Origin of the sequence: Streptomyces sp. SID13726 (assembly GCF_010548375.1) — a bacterium.
Taxonomy (GTDB): domain Bacteria; phylum Actinomycetota; class Actinomycetes; order Streptomycetales; family Streptomycetaceae; genus Streptomyces.
The window spans coordinates 82,689-102,432 of the sequence record NZ_JAAGLY010000020.1 but is presented as its reverse complement, the minus strand read 5'-3'; the positions used below and the strand labels follow the sequence as shown (position 1 = coordinate 102,432).

Below are 19,744 nucleotides of genomic sequence, written 5' to 3'. Positions count from 1 at the left end.
AAGAGGTGTGGGCAATGCCCGGAACCATCGATGACCTCATTGCCTCAATTGAGGTCGAGTTTGAAGCGGCGCAGAAGCGCCGTAAGAAGGCGGACGCAGAAGTAAAGCTGATCCTTGACAAAGCTCAGCAGGACGGACGCTCTAACCTCACGCCCGAGGAAGACGAGCGGGTTGCAGAGCTTTTCGTAGCGCGGGACCAGGCAAAGGCGGACATCGCCGGTATCGAGAACAAGCGCGCCACGGCCGAAAAGATCAAGGCCGAGGAAATGGAGCGCTCGGCGGAACAGGCCAAGGTAAAGCAGACGGAGACGCGCAAGCCTGCTTATGACCAGGTCGCGCGCGTCGGCATGGATGAGCGCACATACCGCAAGGACATGGACCCGTACGGCAAGGGTTTCCTTATGGATGTCTCTCGTCAGTTCCTCTTCCAGGACGTTGAGGCAGCATCGCGCCTTTCTCGTCACATGCAGGAAGAGCGGGTAGAGCGCTCCGAATACCTCACGCGCGCCGTGGGCACTGGGGCCTTTACCGGCCTCACGGTGCCGCAGTACCTCACGGACATGTACGCCCCTGCGACTGCCGCCCTGCGTCCCTTCGCAGACGTCTGCAACACTCACCCCCTGCCCGAGTCGGGAATGAGTGTCAACATTTCCCGAATCACCACGGCATCCGGTGCGGCTCTTCAGTCCGCGGAGAATTCCGCCGTGCAGGAAACCAACATGGATGACACCCTTCTGACGGTGCCTATTCAGACTGCCGCGGGACAGCAGACCGTTTCTCGGCAGGCAATCGACCGCGGAAGCGGTATCGAAGACGTGACCATGCAGGACCTTTTCAACCGCGTGGCCACGGTGCTGGACAACACCCTTCTGAATCAGGCCACGAACGGGCTCACGAACGTGGCTCAGTCGACTGCCTACACCGACGCATCACCCACGGGCGCGGAAATGTACCCCAAGATTCTTGGGGCTGCGGCCAACGTTGAGGCGGCGCTACTGGCGATGGGTCGCCCGACCCATGCGGTAATGCACTCTCGCCGTTGGTACTGGCTTTCCAGCCAGATGAGTTCCACGTGGCCCATGATCAACTGGGGTGGGTTCCCGGTGCAGTCCGCGGGCGCGGCGAATTCTCAGAGTTCTTACAACTCCGGTCCCCGTGGTGTTCTTCCCTGTGGCCTTGAGGTCATCGTGGATAACAACATTGCCACGAACCTGGGCGCCGGTACGAACGAGGATGAGGTTTACATCGTGCCCTCATCCGAGTGCCACCTTTGGGAGGACCCTGCGGCCCCGCTGTTCATTCGTGCGGAACAGCCTGCCGCCGCCTCCCTGGGCGTTCTGCTTGTCGCCTACTCCTACTTTGCGTACACGTTCGGGCGGTACACGAACGGCACGAGCAAGATTGCCGGTACCGGCCTCATCACGCCTACATTCTGACCATTCCTAGCGGGGCCCGGAATTGTATTCCGGGCCCCGCTTCCTCACTGATGGAGGGTTAGAAGATGGCGACAATTCAGGCCCTGGCCGGCGACCGGCTACCCAATGCCGCACGCCTGTCAGCAGCGCAAGCGGGAAACGGTGTCTCAACAAACGTTGCCGACCGTGGAGCGGTAACGGAGCGCCCAGCACTGCTCACCATTACAACCACCGTGGGCGCCACACCGACGTGCACTTACGCGATTGAGGGCAGCGCGGACGGAAGCAATTGGTTCGCGATTTCCTACGCGGACGTAGCTACCCCAGACACGGGGGCGGTCGCCACATTCGCCATTACCACGGCAGGGACTACACACAAGATTCTGCGAGCCGATCAGCCATGGCGATATGTGCGGCTCACCTACTCGGCAAATACCAACGTCACGAACACGGCAGATGTGACCTTGTTCTAGGGAGGCTCCGTGTCCAGCAACATGATTGCCGCTCTCAAGCGCGAGCGCGCCGGTTACGTTGCCCGTGGTCTGACGGACCGCGTGCGACAGGTGGACGAACAGCTAGCGCACTACGGTGCCCCCGTTGAGGACGGTACCGAAATACCCGCGGAGGTCGACGCGGGACCCGTCCGGAAGAATGCGGGTGGAAGTCCCCGCAAGGCGATAAGCGATGGCGAATGAATACGCGACCCTCGACCTGTTCAAAACGTATCTCGGGATATCTGACGCCACGCGCGATGACCTACTAAACCAGGCCCTTGCCTCCGGGTCTCGGAGCATTGACCGTGCATGCGGGCAGCGCTTCTATCTCGACGCGAGCGCAACGGCGCGCATCTACAACCCGACCCGTCGCATCTATTCGGATGAGTCGGGCGACATGCTTCTAGTCGAGCCAATCGGCAGCCTCGCCGGACTGGTTGTTGAGATTGGCTCCGGTAGCTCCTGGTCCGCGGTCACGGATTACGAAACATACCCGGACAACGCCCTTGCGAATGGCGTTCCAGTCACGGGCCTGTTGCGCACGTCGTCACTGTGGACATGGGGGAATGGCAGTCGCATGCGCGTGCGCGTGACCGCGCGTTGGGGGTGGCCGGAAATTCCGGAAGCCATCGAGACTGCGACGCTCATTCAGGCATCCCGATTCTTCAAGCGCAAGGATTCACCGGAAGGTGTCCTAGGGTCCGCGGAATGGGGAGCCGTTCGCCTGTCCCGCAGGGACCCGGACGTTTGGAACCTCATTGAGCCATTCGTTCTTCCGGGATTCTAAGGGGGGCGCATGGATATCACGAACGTGCGAGCGCAACTAGCTGTTGCCGCCTCCGCGGTGACCTTGCCTGGGGCGTCACTCGTCTGCACTGGATACATGCCCGATGGTGTTACAACGCCCTGCTTTTTCATCGCGGATTACACCATTGAGTACGACAAAGCCATGAACCGCGCGCTCGACCACATCGACTTTACGGCGCGCGTTTTGGTCGGGCGAGCCGATGACTTGGCGGGGCAAGCGTTGCTCGATGCCATGTTGTCCGGGTCCGGTCCCGCCTCGCTAAAGGTCGCCCTAGAGGCAGCGCGAGGCGCCCCCGGTACTCCTGCCCTTAACGGCTATGCGCACGACTTCCGAGTCACGCGCGTGCAGGGCCTACGGCTCTACGAACACAACGGAGTCCAGTACCTAGGCGCCGAAATTTCCATCCTGGTCATTGGCGACGGGAGTGCGTAAATGTCATTCATCACACTTACGGGCGTCCGTCTGTTTGCCGTAGGGACAGACCTCACGGGCGCCTCAAACAAGGTTGAGATCTCTGGTGAGTTCGAGGAAAAGGACCGAACAACCTACGGGTCAAACGGCTGGAAAGAAGTCACGGCCGGACTCGGCTCCGCGGAACTTACAGGCGAAGGGTTCTGGGAAGCAGGGGCCGACAACAGTTACGTCGACAACGCCTCATGGGCTGCGCTTGGAGGCACAGGCCCATGGTCGGCGGGACCGGTCGGCGCCTCTGTGGGAGATCTCGCCTACTTCCTCAAGGCGCTCAGGGCGGACTACAACTTTGGCGGACAGGTGGGCGACCTTGCCCCGTGGAAGGGAAAGGCGTCTTCCACGTGGCCCCTGGTCCGCGGACAGTTCGGCCACCCGCCCGGCACGGCGCGCACGTCGAGCGGTACGGGCACAGGCGTACAGCTAGGCGCCGTGGCCTCCGGCAGGCGCCTCTATGCCGCCCTTCACGTCCTGGGCGCGAGCGGTACGACCCCGACTCTCAACGTCGTCGTCGAGTCGGACAACTCCAACAGCTTCCCTTCCCCCGTTACTCAACTCACCTTCACGCAGGCGAATGCCATTGGCGGCGAAATCCTGCGCACGGATGGCACTGCCATTACCGACGATTGGCACCGCGTTAAGTGGACCATCGGCGGCACAACTCCCTCTTTTCTTTTCGCCGTGGCATTCGGCATACAGGCGTAAGGGGTGCATCCTCATGGCCTTTATGGTCCTCACATCTGAGTATGTAGCGCTCAGCGGAACAGACCTGAGCGCCTACGCAAACAAAGCGGAACTGACCGTAGAGGTTGACGAAAAGGACGTCACCACCTACGGCAGCGCCGGATGGAAGCAAGTCATCGGCGGACTTAAGAGCGGAGGACTCGCAATCGAGTTCAAGAATGACTATGCCGCCGCCGCCCTCGATAGCATCCTTTGGCCCCTGTTCGGAACGGTGGTCACGTTTGAGGTACGACCTACCTCCGCGGTAGTCGGCACCTCAAACCCCAAGTGGACAGGCTCCGTTTTGATAAAGGAGCTGAAGCCCATTCAGGGCGGGGTCGGTGACGAAGCCTCGCAATCCGTCAGCTTCCCAACGAGCGGCGCAGTCACCCGCGCAACCGCCTGATGGCTGACGGACCGGTTGGCGTTGAGGTCACGCAGAACGGCTTGCGTGACCTCATCCGCGCTATGCGCGCGGAGGCAGATGGTAGAGAACTCCGCAAGGAACTAGCTAAGACGCTGAGAGACGAACTCAGGCCCCATGCGGACCGTGCCAGGAACGGCGCGCTAGCTATTCCAAGCGGGGGCGCAGCGACGCGCCCACAACTCAGGCCGGCTATCGCCCGAAGCATTCAGCCGCGAGTCAACATGACGATGCGAGGGGCAGGCGCGAGCATTCGCGCGAGGCGCACACCCCGCATTCGTGATTTCGCCAACGCCCCCAAGCGGATGAACTCCCGTAAGGGATTCCGCACGCAGTCATGGGGCAATGACCGTTGGCGTGTCCAGTTCGGAAAAATCGGTTGGTTCGATGACGCCATGAGGGGTGTTGCCCCGGAGGCGAAGCGTGCAGTAACTGACGCTATCAACGAAATGGCCAACCGCATTGCGAGTCGAGTACGGAGCGATTGAGCCTATGTATCTCGTGTATCAGCCGGAAGGTTCTGAGGAACCGAAGCGGTTCAAGTACAACCCGCGCAAGCTCATGTCTCCCGAACGGGAAATGTTGGAGCGGAAGACGGACCGGGATTTCTCAGACTTCACGAGTGCCGTTCTCTCGGGAAACAGTCTGTGCCGCCGTGCACTCCTTTACATGTTCCTCAAGCGGGAACACCCCGGCATCCGTTGGGACGATGTGGATTTCGCCTGGGATGAACTCAAGTTGGAATACAGCAAACAAGAGCTGTTGAAGATGCGAGAGGCAGTCTCAGAGAACACCACGGGCGACGAACGCGCGGCCACCCTCGCGAGCCTCGATGAGCAGATAGCAACCGCCATCGATGAGAGCGAGGAAGAGGGAAAAGCGGATCTGCCGATCGCAGGCTAGGCCAACTCGGCAACGCCGCACACCTCTTGCACGTGCGGCCCTGGGAATGGGACCTACTCAGCGTCGAGGAAGCGGACGCCTTGCTTGATTGGCTCGACGAATACGGCAAGCAACTCGATGAGGCGGAGGCCCAATTGAAACGGAGGTGAATCCGTGTCTTCGGATACCTCCCTTATCTTCCGGCTGATTGCGCGTGATGAGGCATCACCCGAACTGCAATCCATGCAAGAGCGCCTGTCGACGGCATCCGCGGCCATTGGCGCAGGGGTGGCCGGCGCCCTGGGGGTGGGCGTAGCTCAGGCAATGGACATGAGTGCGGCTAACGCCAAGCTGCAAACCCAACTCGGCATTGGGAACGCTGAGGCTGCCAACCTCGCAAAGGTATCCGCACGCGTTTACGCCAACGCATGGGGCGAGTCTACGGCGGATGTCAACGAGGCAATCAAGGGTGTCTATCAAAACATCGGCAATGTGTCCGGAGCGAAAGGCGGACTTGAGGGCGTAACGACAAAGGTAATGGCGCTCTCTGAGGCGTTCGACGCTGAGCTTGGAATGACCACTGCCGCCGTTGGTCAGTTGCTCCGAACAGGGCTTGCCAAGGACGCGGACCAAGCTCTAGACATCGTCGCCAAGGGTCTGCAATCCGGCGCTGACAAAGCAGGGGATTTCCTCGAAACCCTAAATGAATATTCAGTTCAGTGGAAGCGCGTTGGGCTCGACGCGCAGACAGCGACCGGGCTACTTGCACAGGGCCTCAAGGGTGGGGCCCGAGACGCAGACCAAGTAGCCGACGCCCTAGGGCAGTTCGGCGAGCGCGCGCTAGCGGGTGGCTCGGCGGTCGACGCTGCGTATAAGTCCATCGGACTCAACGCGGGCGACGTGGCCAAGATGCTGGGCAAGGGTGGGGACTCCGCAAAGAAGGCTCTACAGATCACCCTCGATTCCCTCCGCGGAACCAAAGACGAACAGGTCAGACTCAACGCTGCGGCAGCCCTGTTCGGTGACCCCGCCAACGTGATGGGTGACGCGCTGTACGCGCTCGACCCTGCGAGCGCTGCCGCCGCTACAGGGATGGACAAGGTCAAGGGCGCAGCCGAGAAAGCAGCGAAAACCCTTGGTAGTAGTCCGGCGTCCTCGATGGAGGCGTTCAAGCGCGCAGTGACAACCCAACTCGCGGAAGCGGGCGGGGCCGTGGCGTCTTTCGCCATGAAACACACGGGCGCCTTCAAGGTGCTCGCCGTGGTCCTGGGCGTGGTCGCCGGAGCGGTCATCACCGTGACTGCGGCACAGAAGGTGTACGCGGCTTATACGGCCGTTGCCACGGCTGCCGAGACGGTACGCCAAAGTGCGCTCTATAGGTCGGTGGCCGGCTACCTGCGGCTCATGGGAGTTGGCCTTATGGCCATGGCCCGGACGGCTGCGGGAGCGGTCGCCTCCGCGGCCACGACTGCCGCCGCATGGGTGGGGTCCGCTCTTGCTGCCGTCGGCACGTTCACCATGGCCGTTCTGCGTGCGTCCCTTTCTGTTCTCATGCAGTACGCCCGCATGGCCGCTCGCGCGGTCATATGGGGGGCAATCATGGCGGCACAGTGGCTAATTGCATTCTGGCCTATCGCTCTGATCGTCGCTGCCGTTGTCGCCCTAGCGGTGCTGATCATTGCCAACTGGGACAAGATCAAAGCGTGGACCCTGCAAATCTGGGGCTACGTCTGGTCTTTCATCAAGTCTGTTGCAGGGAAGCTAGTTTCGATCTTCCTCAACTTCACGCTGCCTGGCCTGATCATCAAGCATTGGGGTTCCATCAAGTCGGGAACCATTGCCGTCTGGAATGCGGTAGTTGGATGGGTCAAGGGCATCCCCGGGAAGCTAGTTTCGTTCTTCCTCAACTGGACTCTTCCGGGCCTGATCATCAAGCATTGGGGCCGGATCAAGAGCGGCAGTATTCAAGTTGCCTCGCAGCTTGTTGCCTGGGTCAGGGGTCTACCGGGGCGAATCTCTAGCGGCATAGGAAGTCTGGGAAGTCTCCTGTATTCAAAGGGAACTGCCGTTGTTCAGGGCCTGTGGAACGGCATTAAGTCCATGGGTGGTTGGATCAAGTCACAGATCATGGGTTGGGCTAAGTCTGTGATCCCTGGTCCCGTCGCAAAGGCTCTCGGTATTTCCTCGCCCTCGAAAGTGACGAAAGCCCAGGGTCGTTGGATTGCCCGCGGCTTGGTCGACGGACTGACGGGCAGTGCGAAACAGGTCAAGGCAGCCGCAACCAAGGTGGCGGACATTGTCCGTGACTCGATGCCAAAGAGCAGAAAAAAGAGCAAGCTACTCGACCTGATCGCAGACGACACACGGAAACTCACGTCCCTCGCCAACAAACAAGCGAGCGTTGCAGCCAAGCTCAAGACTGCCCAAAAGAAGGTGGCAGACCTCATCAAGGCACGTGACACGCTCGCGGCCAACGTGAAGTCGAACATCCTGCAAGGCGCTGACATCACGTCCATGGTGGGCGAGGACTCAGCGCGCGGCATGGGTGCAATGAACATCCTCGACGGCCTGAAGAAAAAGGCAACGGACGCACTCAAGTTCACCTCTCTACTCAACGCGCTTAAGAAGAAAGGCGTTGCCGCAGACCTTGTCTCGGACATAGCCAACGCAGGCGTTGAAGGCGGCATGGCTTCCGCCCAAGCCCTGTCGACGGCAAGCGCCAAACAGATAAAGGACATCAACAAGCAACAGCAGATACTCACCGATGCGGCGAGCAAGGCCGGTAACGCGGCAGGCTCCGCAATGTACGACTCTGGCATCAAGGCTGCACAGGGTCTCGTAAAGGGTCTCCAGAAACAGCAGAAGCAGATAGACAAGCAAATGGAGACCATAGCCAAGAGCATGGCGAAAGCTATTCGTAAGGCTCTTGGAATACATTCGCCATCAACCCTCATGGCCAACGAGGTTGGCGCCCACGTGCCCTCCGGAGTCTGGCAAGGCATTAAGCGCAAGTCGCCCAAGCTCGAAACGGACCTACGCCGTTGGGCGGTCGACCTTGTCAGGCCAGTCCGCGAGGGAACGGCCGTGACGTCGAGCGGCGGCACAACGCCCGTCATGGGCGGCAACGGCACTTCCGCACCTGGGCGCCCCATCGTCGCCAACCTCTGTGTCGACGCAAAGACGTTGGCGTCCGTCCTCATCGACCCGTTGCGCGGCGAGATACAGCGCATATCCGGGGGCAACGTGCAGAAAGCCCTAGGAAGGGGGAACGCGTGACATTCCCTCAGACGCCCCTAGCCACGCTCATTGAGCTATTCCTAAACAACACGTGGACAGACATTACGAATGACGTCTATCACCGTGATCCGATCACCATTACGAGGGGGCGAACGGCACAAGGGGACGACGTTGACCCGTCTCGTTGCACGCTCACGCTGAACAACACGTCGGGGAAGTTCTCACCCCGAAATCCCGTGGGGGCGTACTACGGTCAGTTGGGCCGTAATACGCCCCTGCGGGTGTCTGTGATGGCGGGAAGTGTGGCGCTCTCTTGTCCGGGCGATACGGGCGACTACGCCTCAACTCCGGACGCTGCCGCTCTCGACGTCACGGGGGATATCGACGTTCGCATTGATGCGACGTTGAACAACTGGCTCGACACGCAATCGGACACAACCGGATTCGATACCGTCGAGCTAATCGCCAAGCATGCTGGCTCGCCAAACAAGTCATGGATGTTTGCCGTCCGGGACTACGCCCTTTACGTCGAGTGGTCCGCGGACGGTACCAACGTGCTGAGTGCGTCTTCTACCGTTCCCCTGCCTGCGGGGCCGGATACACGCATGGCAGTGCGGTTCACGCTCGATGTCGACAACGGGGCGTCCGGCAATACGGTGACGTTCTACACGGCGGACACGCTGAGCGGCACTTGGGTGCAGCTTGGCGACCCTGTGACGCAGGCCGGTACAACCTCAATCGCCAACACAACGGCTGCGCTCCGTGTTGGCGACGCGTCATCGTTCGGGTTCGGTCGAGCGGCGGGGCTCATCCATGCCGCCCAGGTGCGGAACGGCATCGCCGGAACCATCGTGGCCAACCCGGATTTCAGCGCCCAGACGGCAGGCGCAACGACGTTCGCCGACTCTGCCGGACGTACTTGGACCCTCGCAGGTAACACCTCACTCACGACTCGGAAAGTGCGGTTCGTGGGCGAGGTGAGTGAGTGGCCGGCTGAATGGGACGTCTCAGGCAAGGACGTCTATACGCAGGTCACGGCGTCCGGCATCCTGCGGCGCCTGTCTCAGGGCAACTCGCCCATCAAGTCGACGCTTACCCGCCGTATCCCCTCCCTGGGTCCGGTCGCGTACTGGCCCATGGAAGACGGGGCTACCTCAACCGTCGCTTACTCCGCCGTTGACGGAGTCGACGACATGACGACGTCTGGGCTTGCGTTCGCCGCGAACGACACGTTGGCAGGGTCGAGCGCGCTGCCAACCATCAGTGCGGGAGCACAGATCAGCGCATCTATTCCGCCGCAGGACCCTGCCGACCCCACATCGTGGCAAGTCGAGTTTGTTTTCAACCTCGATGCAATCACCTCCAATTACCGCACGATTCTCAAAATCCAATCTACGGGCACCGTGAAGAATTGGTATCTGCAAGTCAGCGGTAGCACCTTGGCTCGGGTCCTGGGCTACGACGATGACAACAACTTGGTTGTCAGTGACGCGCGCGTTGTTGGATCTGACATATCCGATGGCCGTTGGAATAGGTGGCGGCACATCATTAGCGAGAGTGCCGGAACAGTCAGTTATCAAACCACTTGGATCAATGTAGGTGGTGCCGGAGGTAGCGCGAGCGGTAGCTATTCGGGGTCGGTTGGCCGAGTTCAAAGCCTCATGTCCCCCCCCGATGGTTACTCATCTGAGCTTGGCAGCATGGCCATAGGTCATATCGGAGTGTTCTACCCCTCGCAGTCGAGCGCCTATAGCAACGTCGACACAGGGCAGAACGGGGAGCGCGCAGGCGCTCGCCTCGCCCGCCTTGCAGGCGAGGAAGCCATACCCATGTCCGTCTGCGGTGATCCGGGCATACAGGCTCAGCTAGGGCCTCAGAAGCCTGCGGCCTTGCTCGACATACTCAGGGACTCCGCGGAGGCAGACGGCGGAATCCTGTACGAGCAACGGCAGGCAGCCGGACTCATGTACCGGGACGCATCCTCTCTCTACAACCAACGGGTCCGCCTCGCCCTCAACTACACGACCGCGGGTCACGTCGCCCCACCCTTCCAACCGGTCGACGATGACCAGCTCATCAAGAACGACATCACGGTCAGTCGCAGGGATGGCGCCTCCGCCGTGTCTGAACTCACCTCCGGTGCGTTGTCAACTCAGGCGCCCCCTAACGGAGTTGGCCGCTATCAGGACTCCCGAGATCTCAACCTGTACGACGACACGCAACCCGCCCAGGCTGCGGAATGGTTGCTGCACCTGGGCACCTGGGATGAGGCGCGGTACCCGACACTGCACGTCGACCTTGCAGCCGGACCCTCGCTCATCGACGACGTCACGGCGGCGGACGTGGGCGACAGGGCCACGGTGTCCAACCCGCCCTCATGGCTGCCGCCCGACGCCATCGACCTGTTGATACAGGGCTACTCGGAGGTGATCCAGCAATACGCCTGGGACGTCACTTTCAACTGCACCCCAGGGGCCCCGTGGTCATCAATTGCGCAGGTAGGAACGGCGAGAGCGGACACGGCAGGCTCGCACCTGTCCGACCCTGCAACGTCGAGCGCAACAACCATCTACGTCACCACGGAAACCGGTCCGGAATGGGTCGACTCCAGCGACAGCGCATCCGACTTTCCCTTTGACATTCGCGTGGCCGGCGAGCGCATGACGGTTAGTGCATGCCGCGGAAACGGGGCAGACACATTCGGCCGGACCGTTTCCAACGGGTGGGGGACAGCGGACGTCGGAGGCACATACGGAACAGGCGGAGGAACTACCGCCGATTACGCCGTTGGCTCCGGAATCGGAACCCACACCTTGGCCACTGTGAACACGTCGCGTCGAACGTTCCTGAGTACGACTTTCACTGACTTTGACATCTACGTGTCTATAGCCACTAGCGCTCTAGCCACAGGCGGATTCCTGTCCGGAGGCATTACGGGACGACACGTCGACTCTGACAACCTCTATACGGCTAGGGCGGCCTTCAATCAAGACCAGGGAATAACACTCAGCATCCGCAAGAGATTGGCGGGTGTAGAGACAGAGCTAGAGGCGCTTTCTATTCCGGCCCTTACGCACGTGGCAGGCACCTTCTACCGAATGCGTTTCCAAGGGATAGGAATATTCCTCAAGGCAAAGTTGTGGCTAGCCTCCGCAGATGAGCCATTGGCCTGGGACCGAGAGACATTCGACAGCGCACTCACGGCGTCGAGCTTTCAAGGTCTCCGGTCGATTTCGGCGAGCGCCAACACGAACACAAATCCTGTTATTCGCTACGACGATTTCAGGAACATCCTCCCCCAGGCGATGACGGTAACTCGCTCCGTCAACGGCGTCACAAAGGCACAAAGCGCGGATTCGGCGGTGAGTCTCTGGACTCCCTATTACGTGCCGTACCTCTAAGGGGGTGACTGATGACCACGTGGAAATCAGGGATGTTGGTAACGGCGGCACGCTTGGCCGATGACACCCCCACCACGACAACAAGCGGGTTGACCGCCTCAACCGGATTCACCGTTAGCACCTTTAGCGGTTATCGCGCGGGCAATGTCGTCATCGTCGACATGTTCATGAACAGGTCGGGTGCCGACATAACCGCATCGAGCGGCAACATCACGGATACGGCGTGCTGCACGCTCCCAAGCGGGTGGCGTCCAACCAGTCAGACAATCAACGGCAGTTGGGATAACGGCTCCGTGTCGGGCGGGTTCGTGTGCGGCACGGACGGCATATGCACGCTCCGTTCCGCGGGCGGCAACATCGTCAGCGGAACCAACCTTCGCATGCACCTTGAATTCATCGTGGACTAAACCGGAGGCCGGCGCATGCAGGATTCCACAGAAACGGCACTTTTGCTGGTCCGCATCGAGACCAAGCTAGACATTGCTCTGACTCAGCAACAGGACCATGAGGGGCGTATCCGCGCCCTCGAAAGATGGCGCTACGCGTTGCCGACAGCGGCATTGCTGAGCCTCGCCTCATCGGCCACGGCTGTTTTCTCCCTCATCAGGGGCGGGTGACTCGATGGCAGATCAAATCAAGGGCGTTGATGTGGCGTCCTATCAATCAACTACGTACGACCTCAAAGGGCTTGACTTTGTGTTCGTCAAGGCCACGGAGGGCACGGCCTATGTCAACCCGAAGATGCCTGAACAGACCAAGCGAGCGCGGGACGCTGGGCTAGTCACAGGCTTCTATCACTTCCTACGGAAGGGAAACCCGGAGGCCCAGGCTGCCTATTTTGTGAGCAAGGCAGGGGCGCGTGCGGGTGAAATCCTCGCGTGCGATTGGGAGACAGCGCCGAATGACGGCACGTATCCCAGCAGCGCGGAAAAAGACAGGTTCATCCGTGAGTGCAAGCGGCTCGCCCCGGAACACAGAGTCATCCTCTACTGCAATCGGTCGTTCTGGCTCGACCACGACGTTACGAGTTACGCGGGTGATGGCCTGTGGATTGCTGACCCAAGCGCCCCGGAAGGAAATCCGCGGGTCAAACACGCGTGGCTGTATCACCAGTATTCGATCAGTGGCGGGATTGACCGCAACGTTGCCAACTTCCCCACCCGCGAGGCGCTCGCGAAATGGGCAAACGGGCTGCGGCCGGCGAGCGCGGAAGGCGCGAACAGCGGAGGTCAGACGGTGACTCTCACCGCTCAACAGACGTTCGATGCCGTCTGGAAGACGGATCAAATCACCGCGCCCGACACGGCGCCGGACAGGGCCACGAACCCCACGTGGCAACCCCAATCGTGGCTCAAGGACACAGGCAACCGTGTCCGGGCCCTTGAGGGAGAACTAGCGGCAGTGCGCGCCCAGGCAGAAGCCAACGGCGCGGCCCTGTCGGCTGCACTGGCCAAGCTCGACGCCCTCACGTCCACGCTCGCGCAGCTCGACGTGTCCGGCGCCCTGGGCGCCCTACAGGCAGCCATCAACAACACGCAAGTAACCCTGCACGCAGGGGAGGTAAGGACATGAGCAGATATCTCGTACGCCTCGCGGAACAGGTCGGGGCCACGGCCCTGGGCGGCTTCCTGGCAGCCTGGGCGGCCTCCGGCAACGACCTGTCCCGGGCTGCGCTTGGCGCAGCCGTAGCGGGCGGACTGCGGGCCGTGTACGGCATGATCGTGCAGCCGGTTGGCGACAAGGAGTCGCCCAGCGCGGTGAAGTAGTCCAGACACAGCAAAGCGCCCCCCTCGCCATGCTCAGGCGAGGGGGGCGCTTTCTGCGTTACCGGCTAGCCCTTGTGCTTGTTGCTCAGGGCTGCGGCTGCGATATCCGCAACTTCCTGGTCATCCGGATCACCGGACTCACGGGCCGCGTTAATCGCGCTGCCGGTAAGGACGATGTCAGCAAAGAGTTCGTCATCGTCTTCCGCGGGGGTGTTCGTCATCGCTGCCTCTCATTGGACCGTTGCATAAACCGGCCCCCCCGCCCTTGATCGGGCGAGGGGGCCTCTTTGCGTTGCCCCGATTTCTGTACGGGGCGCCTCACCGCGGGTGGGAACCATCGAAGATTTCCCGCGGTGGGCGTCTGTGGGTTCCCCTTGGGTACTTCCTGCCCAGCGCAAGGGGTGCGCGCCTCCGCCCTACTTTCGGGTCTCCCCGATTTCGGGCGGCACTCCGGATGGCGGCAGCCTCGGGTGTTCTACTTGTCTTCCTTGCTGGCCTCGAACGCGCGCTGTTTCTCGGCGCGGTACTCCTCGTAAAGGGCAACGCCTACGTCGCACCCTTGGCGAGGCGACTTACCCGCAAGGCACTCAGCGCAGTTCTTCCCCTCGTGCGGAACGCAGTGCTCCATCCATGCGCCGAACTTGAGAAGGAGTGGAGTCGTCTCCAACTCGGTTGCCTCGCTCATCAGTTACCTCTCTGAGGTCTAGTGGTCGACGTACCGCCGGACTAAGGCGGCAGAGTCCTCGAAAGGGGCGAGGCGACGCGCAGCACGCTCAACGCCACTGGGGGGCGCCCATGTTCGGGGTTCAACGGTCACGGAAGCCCAGACATCCTCTGTCGGCAGAGGGGGCGGCACGTCGCCCTCACCTGTCCAGATGGCTGCCTGCGCCCGACGTGACCAGCGACGCCAACGGGCGTCATGTGGGGTCGGTTTGCGCCACACGTAGGGGTCCGGTTCCCTGGGCGCCTGCGTCATGGCCTGCGGCTCGATGGGGCGCCTATGCTTGCCCGGACGCCTCCGCGGTGGCCGGATGAGCAACAGGGCACCTGCGACGCTCACAGCGACGCACGCGAACCCGATAAGCTCTTTCACTGTCTGCAATCTCCCTTGCACTGGTTGCGGACATTCGCGCGCCTGCCAGCGCGCGACTACACGGGGCGCCCAGACGAGCCCACGTCTGGGCGCCCTGCGGAGACTCGACCCACGGGACGGGGAGTGTGGGGAGCCTCTAGCCCGTCGCGCGCACGGAGGACGTGTCGCGAGACGGGATACCGATTGTCACGTGTCATGCGGCACATGACGGAACCTTGATGGGGAGTTCCGCCCATACCGTCTTGCCGACGACTTCCGTGCGCCAACCCCAGTCGCGTGCGATCATGTCAACGAGGAACAAGCCCCGTCCGTTCGTCTCGCCTTCCTGGGGCGCCCTTTTGAGCGGCGCCGCTTGACCGGAGTCGCGCACGGAGATTGTGAGTGCGTCTCCGTCGAGGGCGACCAATACCGAGAACTGCCCTCCGGCATTGCCGTGCAGTACCGCGTTAGTGGTCAATTCGCTGACAACAAGGATTGCGTTTTGGGCTTCCTCGCTGTCTTTCTCTTTGATCTCCCACCCCTCTAAGAACTCACGCACCTGTGTGCGGGCTAGAGCAACCGACGCCGGTTGGGTGGGATACTGGCGTCGCTGGTTCTGTACGGGCATAGCTCACCCCCCAGGGGGTTGGTGGTGCTACGGACGGCACGCAGCCGGTTACCCGGTGGCGTGCTGGATGCAAGCCTGCACGCTCAGGCCATGCGCGTGCAAGTCTGTCAATGAGATTCGCCCAATTGAGGGCGCGTCAGCTAGCTTGGCCGGCTACGGGTGTTGGGGCTAAAGCCCAGGTCAGAGAGGGGAGGTGAGGTTGCCATGACTGCTCGAACGTACGGACGCCATGCGGAGCCAACGGCGAGGCAGGTGCGCTTGGGCCATGTCCTTGCGAGCCTGCGCGACGGGACGGGGCAGACCAAGCGGGACGTTGCTCGCGCCCTGAGTTGGTCTGAGTCCAAGGTCAACCGCATTGAATCTGCGCGCATCGGTATCAGTGAAGACGACCTAACCGCGTTGCTCGCCTACTACAAGGTCACGGACCGTGGCCTACGGGCGTACATCTCGCACCTCAAGAAACGCGGAAATGAACGAGGTTGGGAAACCAAAGTTCGAGACATTGTCTCGACCGCGTATGCAGACCTCATTGGATACGAAGATGACGCGTCGGATGCTTATGCGGCGCAAGCAATCGTGATCCCTGGCCTGTTGCAAACGTCCCGCTATGCGGGTGCGGTAATCGACCAACACATGCCGGATATCGCGGAGGAGGAACGCGAGGAACGGCTAGCTATCAGGGCCAAGCGCCAAGAGATTTTCAAGCGCCCCAATCCATTGGTTTTCTGGGGTGTGATCTCTGAATCAGTGTTCCGCCATGTCATCGGTTCACGGGAAATCATGGCGGAGCAACTTGGACACCTTTTGGAAATGTGTGAGACGTACCCGCACGCAATAAACATTCAGGTCCTACCGGAAGAGGCTGCAAGCCATGCAGTCCTATTCGGGCCGTTCGTAATCCTGTCATTCCCGGAACGCTGGGAACCTGACATCACGTATTTGGAAGGGTTGACGGCTAATAGGTTCCTCGAAGAGCCGAGCGAGGTACAGGCTTACTCGCGGTTCTACAAGCGGCTCATGACGGATTCGCTCACGGGGGCGGAATCGTTCGAGCTGATCAAGAATTACCGAGACACCTACAGCAAGGGATAGGTAATGCAACACATCGTCGAGGACGCATCGACCCTGGGCGCGCAGTGGCAGAAGGCGCGTAAGTCTGGGGCAAATGGCGATTGCGTCGAATTCGCCCAGGTGGGCGACAGGGTGGCCGTGCGTCACTCAAAGGCGCCAACGGGTCCCGCACTCATCTTCACGGCCTCCGAGATTGCTGCATGGGTCGACGGAGCGCGCGCGGGTGAGTTCGACTCCTACACGCGCGAGGCGTAGCCGTACGTCGTAGCGCACCCATGAGGGCGAGGCGCCCCCTGTCCAGTCACCTGGGCGGGGGGCGCATCTCTTTTAGCACCCGCGGAAATAGGCAAAGGGGCGTTGTCCCCTACACCCTCAAGATTTTTTCCGTTCAACTGTGCAGTCTCTAGGCGGAGTTGCCCCGCCATCGATCATGGGCACTCATTTCACTCGGGGTCACCGCTTGACAGTCCGATCTGTCCGATTCAAGGTTGAGGACCACGGGCGGAGCATCGCACTCCGCTCGTAACTCCCGAATAGCTTGGCCCCGTTGGAAGAGCCGTTAAGGGACCCCCAGGCAGCGCTTCAACGCCTACGACGACGTGAAGTAGCTGTGTGCCCTTTTCCAGACTGTCACGGGTGGATCGCTAGGACATGGCGCTTGCGGTGAGCGAGTGGGCACAGGTAGCGGTCAACTCCCTCGGGAGCGGTACGGATGTCATGAGCGCACGCCAACCGCCACGCCTACGCCTACGCGGTGCCGGTAGTCGCGCGGTGATTCTCCGTACCGCTCCCTAAAGAGCATGCTCAACACGTTGGCGGAGGCGAAACCGCACCGTGCGGCAACCTCGCCGATTGGTCGGCCGGCTGAATCCCTAAGCATTCGCCTAGCCGCCGTTAGGCGCTCTTCCCGGACCAAATCCCGGTATGTAGTACCCGCTTGGGCCATGACCTCTTGCAGCCGCCTGGGCGACCAGCCCAGCGCCGCCGCTACCGCGGGGAGAGAAAGTGTCCTGTCGCCTGCGTGCTCATGCACGTATCTGCGTATCGCGCTGTCGATCTCGCGGAGGTGCCCGGGGTCGGGGCTGTCGTCTCCGACCATGAGCATGCACAAGAGGTCGGCTAGCCTGTCGCATACCGCGTTGAACTCTAGCTCCGTGAGGTTGTCTCGTTGCTCGCACAAGCCCCGGAGCATATCCACGGTGAGTCTGCCCAGGCCCTTACTGGTGTCGAACCCGAGCGCTAGCGGCGATTTGCTGTTGATGCGCTCATTGATCTCCCTGTTGGGCAGTTGCAGCACAAAGGCGGAGTGTGCGCCGTGGCGAATCTCGAACGGCTCTGCCGGTGTGGCCATAGCCGCCATGCCTGGGCTGATCACTGCCTCTGCCTCGCCTTGCCGGACTAGGAGGGGTTCACCTTTGGTGACCACAATCAAGCGGTAGTCGTCATCGGGATGCCGCTTGCAATCAAGGGCCGTACGCCGTATCTCCTTCTCTCCCTCTATATGGAAGGCGTGCAGGCTGTAGCGGTCCGACTGTTGGCGCACTGCGCGAACCCTGCACGGCTGCGGGTCGACGTACGTGTGATGGGCCCGGAGTACGTGAGTTTCCGCGTAGTGCGCCCAGTATTCGCGTCGCCCTTTCTCTGTTGCCTCATCGGCGTGCAGGTTGGATGCCTGGTAGGCGTGGCGGCTGTCCATCCCCGTCACCTCCACGGACGTGCAAACTTGCAGGTGTTACCAGTGAGCGCCCAGGTAAAGCACCTGTCAAGTGCGACCTTGCGTAGTCGCTCGACCGCGCAATGTGCGCAATGTCAACGTACGCGCAGGTAACTTCAACGCATGTGTGGTGATGCACTCTGCAATGTTCACTTTGGCCTTACTTGGTTCTTACCGTCGCATGCATCGACCGCACGCGACATTGGAGGGAGTTGAGGGCGATGACCGCACCTCCGCTCACCTGTCCGCCCAGCGGCGGACTTATGGCAGTCACGGAAACGTTCGCAGCCATCCCGGATGCCGTGCCGCAAGCGCGCGCCCTTACGCGCGCACTCGGCAAGGATCAGCAAGACACGGCGGCACTCGTGGTCAGTGAGCTAGTGACCAACGCGGTTGTTCACGCCGAAACGTCAACAGTGACAGTGGAGTTGATATCCACCGACCATGGTTTGAGTATTGAGGTATCCGATGATGACTCGGCGCACCTCCCGGAATGGGAGGACGCAGGACCATCCGCCACACACGGGCGAGGGTTGTTCATCGTCAAGTGCCTTTGCAGTGAACTGCACTGCGATGCAGGGCCGGACGGCAAGACGATGTCCGCGCTCATCGAGTGTGGCGCAGATGCTCACTAACGGCGGCATCGAGCATGAGGCTACGGGCGGTGACCAACCCCCCGAGCAAGGCAGTGCAGTTGAAGAGTGCGCCTCCGCGGAGCGGACCATGGACCTAGCGGCAGTCGTTCGCGCTCAGGTCGACACGTGGCCACCCCTCAGTGAGTCTCAGCGTGAGCGCCTGTCGGTGCTGGCTCGACCTGGGCGGAAGCCCTGAGACGCACGAGCTGTAGCGTGTGACTACACGCGGTTGCCAACGTGTGGAAGAATTGGGCACACAGGTCATGGATGGGGTTGCCGGACCCGGAGGGGCCCATGACGGCGACGACCTCGCCGGGGTGGATGGAGAAGTCGGCGCCGTCGAGCGCGACGGTCGGACCGTACGCCTTGCGCAGTGCGTCGGCGACGAGCAGGGAACCGGCCGGGGTCACTTGACCACCACCTCCGCGAGCTTCTCGAGACGCGCGGCGGTCAGCTCCAGCCAGCGCAGGTCGGCTTCCAGATGGAACAGGGCGTGGTCGCAGATCAACTGGTCGGCGAGGTCCCCCTTCCGCTTCCGGTCGGTGAGGATGCGCATCATCCGCAGGTGCTCGGCACGCTGGGTGTCGAGGATGTCGCCGGCGTCCCGGTGCGTGAGCAGCGCGAGGACGACCTTCGTGTACAGCGTGGACTGGAGATACGGCTCCGGCTTCTCCGGCGTCGCGAGCCACTTCTGTACGTCGGTGATGCCGGCGTCCGTGATGGCGTACCGCTTGCGCTCGGGGCCGCCGCCGGGCTCGATGCCGTCGACCTCGACGAGCCCGTTCTTCAGCAGGCGGGACATCGTCGAGTAGACCTGGCCGTAGTGCAGCGGCCGGTCGTGACCGAACTTCTCGTCGAAGGCCCGCTTGAGGTCGTAACCGTGGCGGGGTCCGGACTCCAGGAGTCCCAGAAGAGTGTGACCGATGGACATGGGGAGGACTGTACATGCGGTGTATACCCACCATGTATACGCGGAGTGTGTAGGTGGGTGTCAGGGGGTGAGCAG

The 19,744-nt window shown here is 61.5% G+C and carries 19 protein-coding genes and 1 pseudogene; 14 read left to right on the top strand and 6 right to left on the bottom strand.

From position 1 onward, the window contains the following. Positions 1-14 precede the first annotated feature (14 nt). From G3I78_RS36485 to G3I78_RS36435, 11 genes are all read left to right on the top strand, one after another. Positions 15-1,436, top strand: a complete 1,422-nt coding sequence (locus G3I78_RS36485; RefSeq protein WP_164432780.1) for a hypothetical protein — start codon at positions 15-17, stop codon at positions 1,434-1,436. Positions 1,437-2,099: 663 nt separating this feature from the next. Further along, the gene (locus tag G3I78_RS36480) at positions 2,100-2,696 is read left to right on the top strand and encodes a head-tail connector protein (protein ID WP_164432778.1); all 597 of its coding nucleotides are present in this window, start codon (positions 2,100-2,102) and stop codon (positions 2,694-2,696) included. A 9-nt stretch (positions 2,697-2,705) separates the two neighbouring features. Further along, positions 2,706-3,149, top strand: a complete 444-nt coding sequence (locus G3I78_RS36475; RefSeq protein ID WP_164432776.1) for a hypothetical protein — start codon at positions 2,706-2,708, stop codon at positions 3,147-3,149. Continuing rightward, positions 3,150-3,890: a hypothetical protein gene (locus tag G3I78_RS36470; RefSeq protein WP_164432774.1), complete on the top strand. Its 741-nt coding sequence runs from the start codon at positions 3,150-3,152 to the stop codon at positions 3,888-3,890. Positions 3,891-3,903: 13 nt separating this feature from the next. After that, positions 3,904-4,314: a hypothetical protein gene (locus G3I78_RS36465; RefSeq protein WP_164432772.1), complete on the top strand. Its 411-nt coding sequence runs from the start codon at positions 3,904-3,906 to the stop codon at positions 4,312-4,314. A 510-nt stretch (positions 4,315-4,824) separates the two neighbouring features. Then, a complete protein-coding gene (locus G3I78_RS36460) occupies positions 4,825-5,235 on the top strand; it encodes a hypothetical protein (RefSeq protein ID WP_164432770.1) in 411 nt (136 codons plus the stop codon). Positions 5,236-5,388: 153 nt separating this feature from the next. Beyond that, positions 5,389-8,490, top strand: a complete 3,102-nt coding sequence (locus G3I78_RS36455; RefSeq protein ID WP_164432768.1) for a phage tail tape measure protein — start codon at positions 5,389-5,391, stop codon at positions 8,488-8,490. A gap of 242 nt (positions 8,491-8,732) precedes the next feature. After that, positions 8,733-11,852, top strand: coding sequence for a hypothetical protein (locus G3I78_RS36450; RefSeq protein ID WP_164432766.1), 3,120 nt, complete (start codon positions 8,733-8,735; stop codon positions 11,850-11,852). Positions 11,853-11,863: 11 nt separating this feature from the next. Next, positions 11,864-12,259: a hypothetical protein gene (locus G3I78_RS36445; protein WP_164432764.1), complete on the top strand. Its 396-nt coding sequence runs from the start codon at positions 11,864-11,866 to the stop codon at positions 12,257-12,259. 214 nt (positions 12,260-12,473) lie between these two features. Beyond that, positions 12,474-13,424, top strand: a complete 951-nt coding sequence (locus G3I78_RS53315; RefSeq protein ID WP_164432762.1) for a GH25 family lysozyme — start codon at positions 12,474-12,476, stop codon at positions 13,422-13,424. Next, positions 13,421-13,618 (top strand): hypothetical protein, encoded by a 198-nt coding sequence (locus G3I78_RS36435; protein WP_164432760.1) that lies wholly within the window; start codon positions 13,421-13,423, stop codon positions 13,616-13,618. Before G3I78_RS53315 ends, G3I78_RS36435 begins: the two co-directional genes overlap by 4 nt. A 65-nt stretch (positions 13,619-13,683) precedes the next feature. Here the strand turns inward: G3I78_RS36435 and G3I78_RS36430 are convergent, their stop codons facing one another. From G3I78_RS36430 to G3I78_RS36420, 3 genes are all read right to left on the bottom strand, one after another. Then, on the bottom strand, positions 13,684-13,839 hold the full coding sequence (locus G3I78_RS36430) for a hypothetical protein (protein ID WP_164432758.1): 156 nt from the start codon (positions 13,837-13,839) through the stop codon (positions 13,684-13,686). Positions 13,840-14,093: 254 nt separating this feature from the next. Continuing rightward, the gene (locus tag G3I78_RS36425) at positions 14,094-14,303 is read right to left on the bottom strand and encodes a hypothetical protein (RefSeq protein WP_164432756.1); all 210 of its coding nucleotides are present in this window, start codon (positions 14,301-14,303) and stop codon (positions 14,094-14,096) included. 601 nt (positions 14,304-14,904) lie between these two features. Then, positions 14,905-15,318, bottom strand: a complete 414-nt coding sequence (locus tag G3I78_RS36420) for an ATP-binding protein (protein WP_164432754.1) — start codon at positions 15,316-15,318, stop codon at positions 14,905-14,907. A 204-nt stretch (positions 15,319-15,522) separates the two neighbouring features. Between G3I78_RS36420 and G3I78_RS36415 the strand changes: the two genes are divergently transcribed. Together G3I78_RS36415 and G3I78_RS36410 are read left to right on the top strand one after the other, a co-directional pair. Continuing rightward, positions 15,523-16,410 (top strand): helix-turn-helix transcriptional regulator, encoded by an 888-nt coding sequence (locus tag G3I78_RS36415; protein WP_164432752.1) that lies wholly within the window; start codon positions 15,523-15,525, stop codon positions 16,408-16,410. Positions 16,411-16,413: 3 nt separating this feature from the next. Next, a complete protein-coding gene (locus G3I78_RS36410) occupies positions 16,414-16,644 on the top strand; it encodes a DUF397 domain-containing protein (protein ID WP_164432750.1) in 231 nt (76 codons plus the stop codon). A gap of 460 nt (positions 16,645-17,104) precedes the next feature. On the opposite strand, the gene G3I78_RS36405 is transcribed toward G3I78_RS36410, so the two are convergent. Next, the gene (locus G3I78_RS36405; protein ID WP_164432748.1) at positions 17,105-18,085 is read right to left on the bottom strand and encodes an AraC family transcriptional regulator; all 981 of its coding nucleotides are present in this window, start codon (positions 18,083-18,085) and stop codon (positions 17,105-17,107) included. Between the two features lie 239 nt (positions 18,086-18,324). Here G3I78_RS36405 and G3I78_RS36400 point away from each other — a divergent pair, with 239 nt between their 5' ends. Further along, complete coding sequence (locus tag G3I78_RS36400; RefSeq protein WP_164432746.1) at positions 18,325-18,738, top strand: ATP-binding protein; 414 nt, start codon at positions 18,325-18,327, stop codon at positions 18,736-18,738. 275 nt (positions 18,739-19,013) lie between these two features. Here G3I78_RS36400 and G3I78_RS36395 read toward each other — a convergent pair. Beyond that, positions 19,014-19,148: pseudogene (locus G3I78_RS36395) on the bottom strand (ABC transporter ATP-binding protein); the annotation flags it as partial. Further along, complete coding sequence (locus tag G3I78_RS36390) at positions 19,145-19,669, bottom strand: PadR family transcriptional regulator (RefSeq protein WP_164432744.1); 525 nt, start codon at positions 19,667-19,669, stop codon at positions 19,145-19,147. The pseudogene G3I78_RS36395 and the gene G3I78_RS36390, both read right to left, overlap by 4 nt. Between the last annotated feature and the right edge of the window lie 75 nt (positions 19,670-19,744).

Coding starts and splice junctions, on each gene's coding strand:
- G3I78_RS36485 (WP_164432780.1), top strand. CDS start 15: ATGCCCGGAACCATCGATGACCTCATTGCCTCAATTGAGGTCGAGTTT.
- G3I78_RS36480 (WP_164432778.1), top strand. CDS start 2,100: ATGGCGAATGAATACGCGACCCTCGACCTGTTCAAAACGTATCTCGGG.
- G3I78_RS36475 (WP_164432776.1), top strand. CDS start 2,706: ATGGATATCACGAACGTGCGAGCGCAACTAGCTGTTGCCGCCTCCGCG.
- G3I78_RS36470 (WP_164432774.1), top strand. CDS start 3,150: ATGTCATTCATCACACTTACGGGCGTCCGTCTGTTTGCCGTAGGGACA.
- G3I78_RS36465 (WP_164432772.1), top strand. CDS start 3,904: ATGGCCTTTATGGTCCTCACATCTGAGTATGTAGCGCTCAGCGGAACA.
- G3I78_RS36460 (WP_164432770.1), top strand. CDS start 4,825: ATGTATCTCGTGTATCAGCCGGAAGGTTCTGAGGAACCGAAGCGGTTC.
- G3I78_RS36445 (WP_164432764.1), top strand. CDS start 11,864: ATGACCACGTGGAAATCAGGGATGTTGGTAACGGCGGCACGCTTGGCC.
- G3I78_RS53315 (WP_164432762.1), top strand. CDS start 12,474: ATGGCAGATCAAATCAAGGGCGTTGATGTGGCGTCCTATCAATCAACT.
- G3I78_RS36435 (WP_164432760.1), top strand. CDS start 13,421: ATGAGCAGATATCTCGTACGCCTCGCGGAACAGGTCGGGGCCACGGCC.
- G3I78_RS36430 (WP_164432758.1), bottom strand. CDS start 13,839: ATGACGAACACCCCCGCGGAAGACGATGACGAACTCTTTGCTGACATC.
- G3I78_RS36425 (WP_164432756.1), bottom strand. CDS start 14,303: ATGAGCGAGGCAACCGAGTTGGAGACGACTCCACTCCTTCTCAAGTTC.
- G3I78_RS36420 (WP_164432754.1), bottom strand. CDS start 15,318: ATGCCCGTACAGAACCAGCGACGCCAGTATCCCACCCAACCGGCGTCG.
- G3I78_RS36415 (WP_164432752.1), top strand. CDS start 15,523: ATGACTGCTCGAACGTACGGACGCCATGCGGAGCCAACGGCGAGGCAG.
- G3I78_RS36410 (WP_164432750.1), top strand. CDS start 16,414: ATGCAACACATCGTCGAGGACGCATCGACCCTGGGCGCGCAGTGGCAG.
- G3I78_RS36405 (WP_164432748.1), bottom strand. CDS start 18,085: ATGGACAGCCGCCACGCCTACCAGGCATCCAACCTGCACGCCGATGAG.
- G3I78_RS36400 (WP_164432746.1), top strand. CDS start 18,325: ATGACCGCACCTCCGCTCACCTGTCCGCCCAGCGGCGGACTTATGGCA.
- G3I78_RS36390 (WP_164432744.1), bottom strand. CDS start 19,669: ATGTCCATCGGTCACACTCTTCTGGGACTCCTGGAGTCCGGACCCCGC.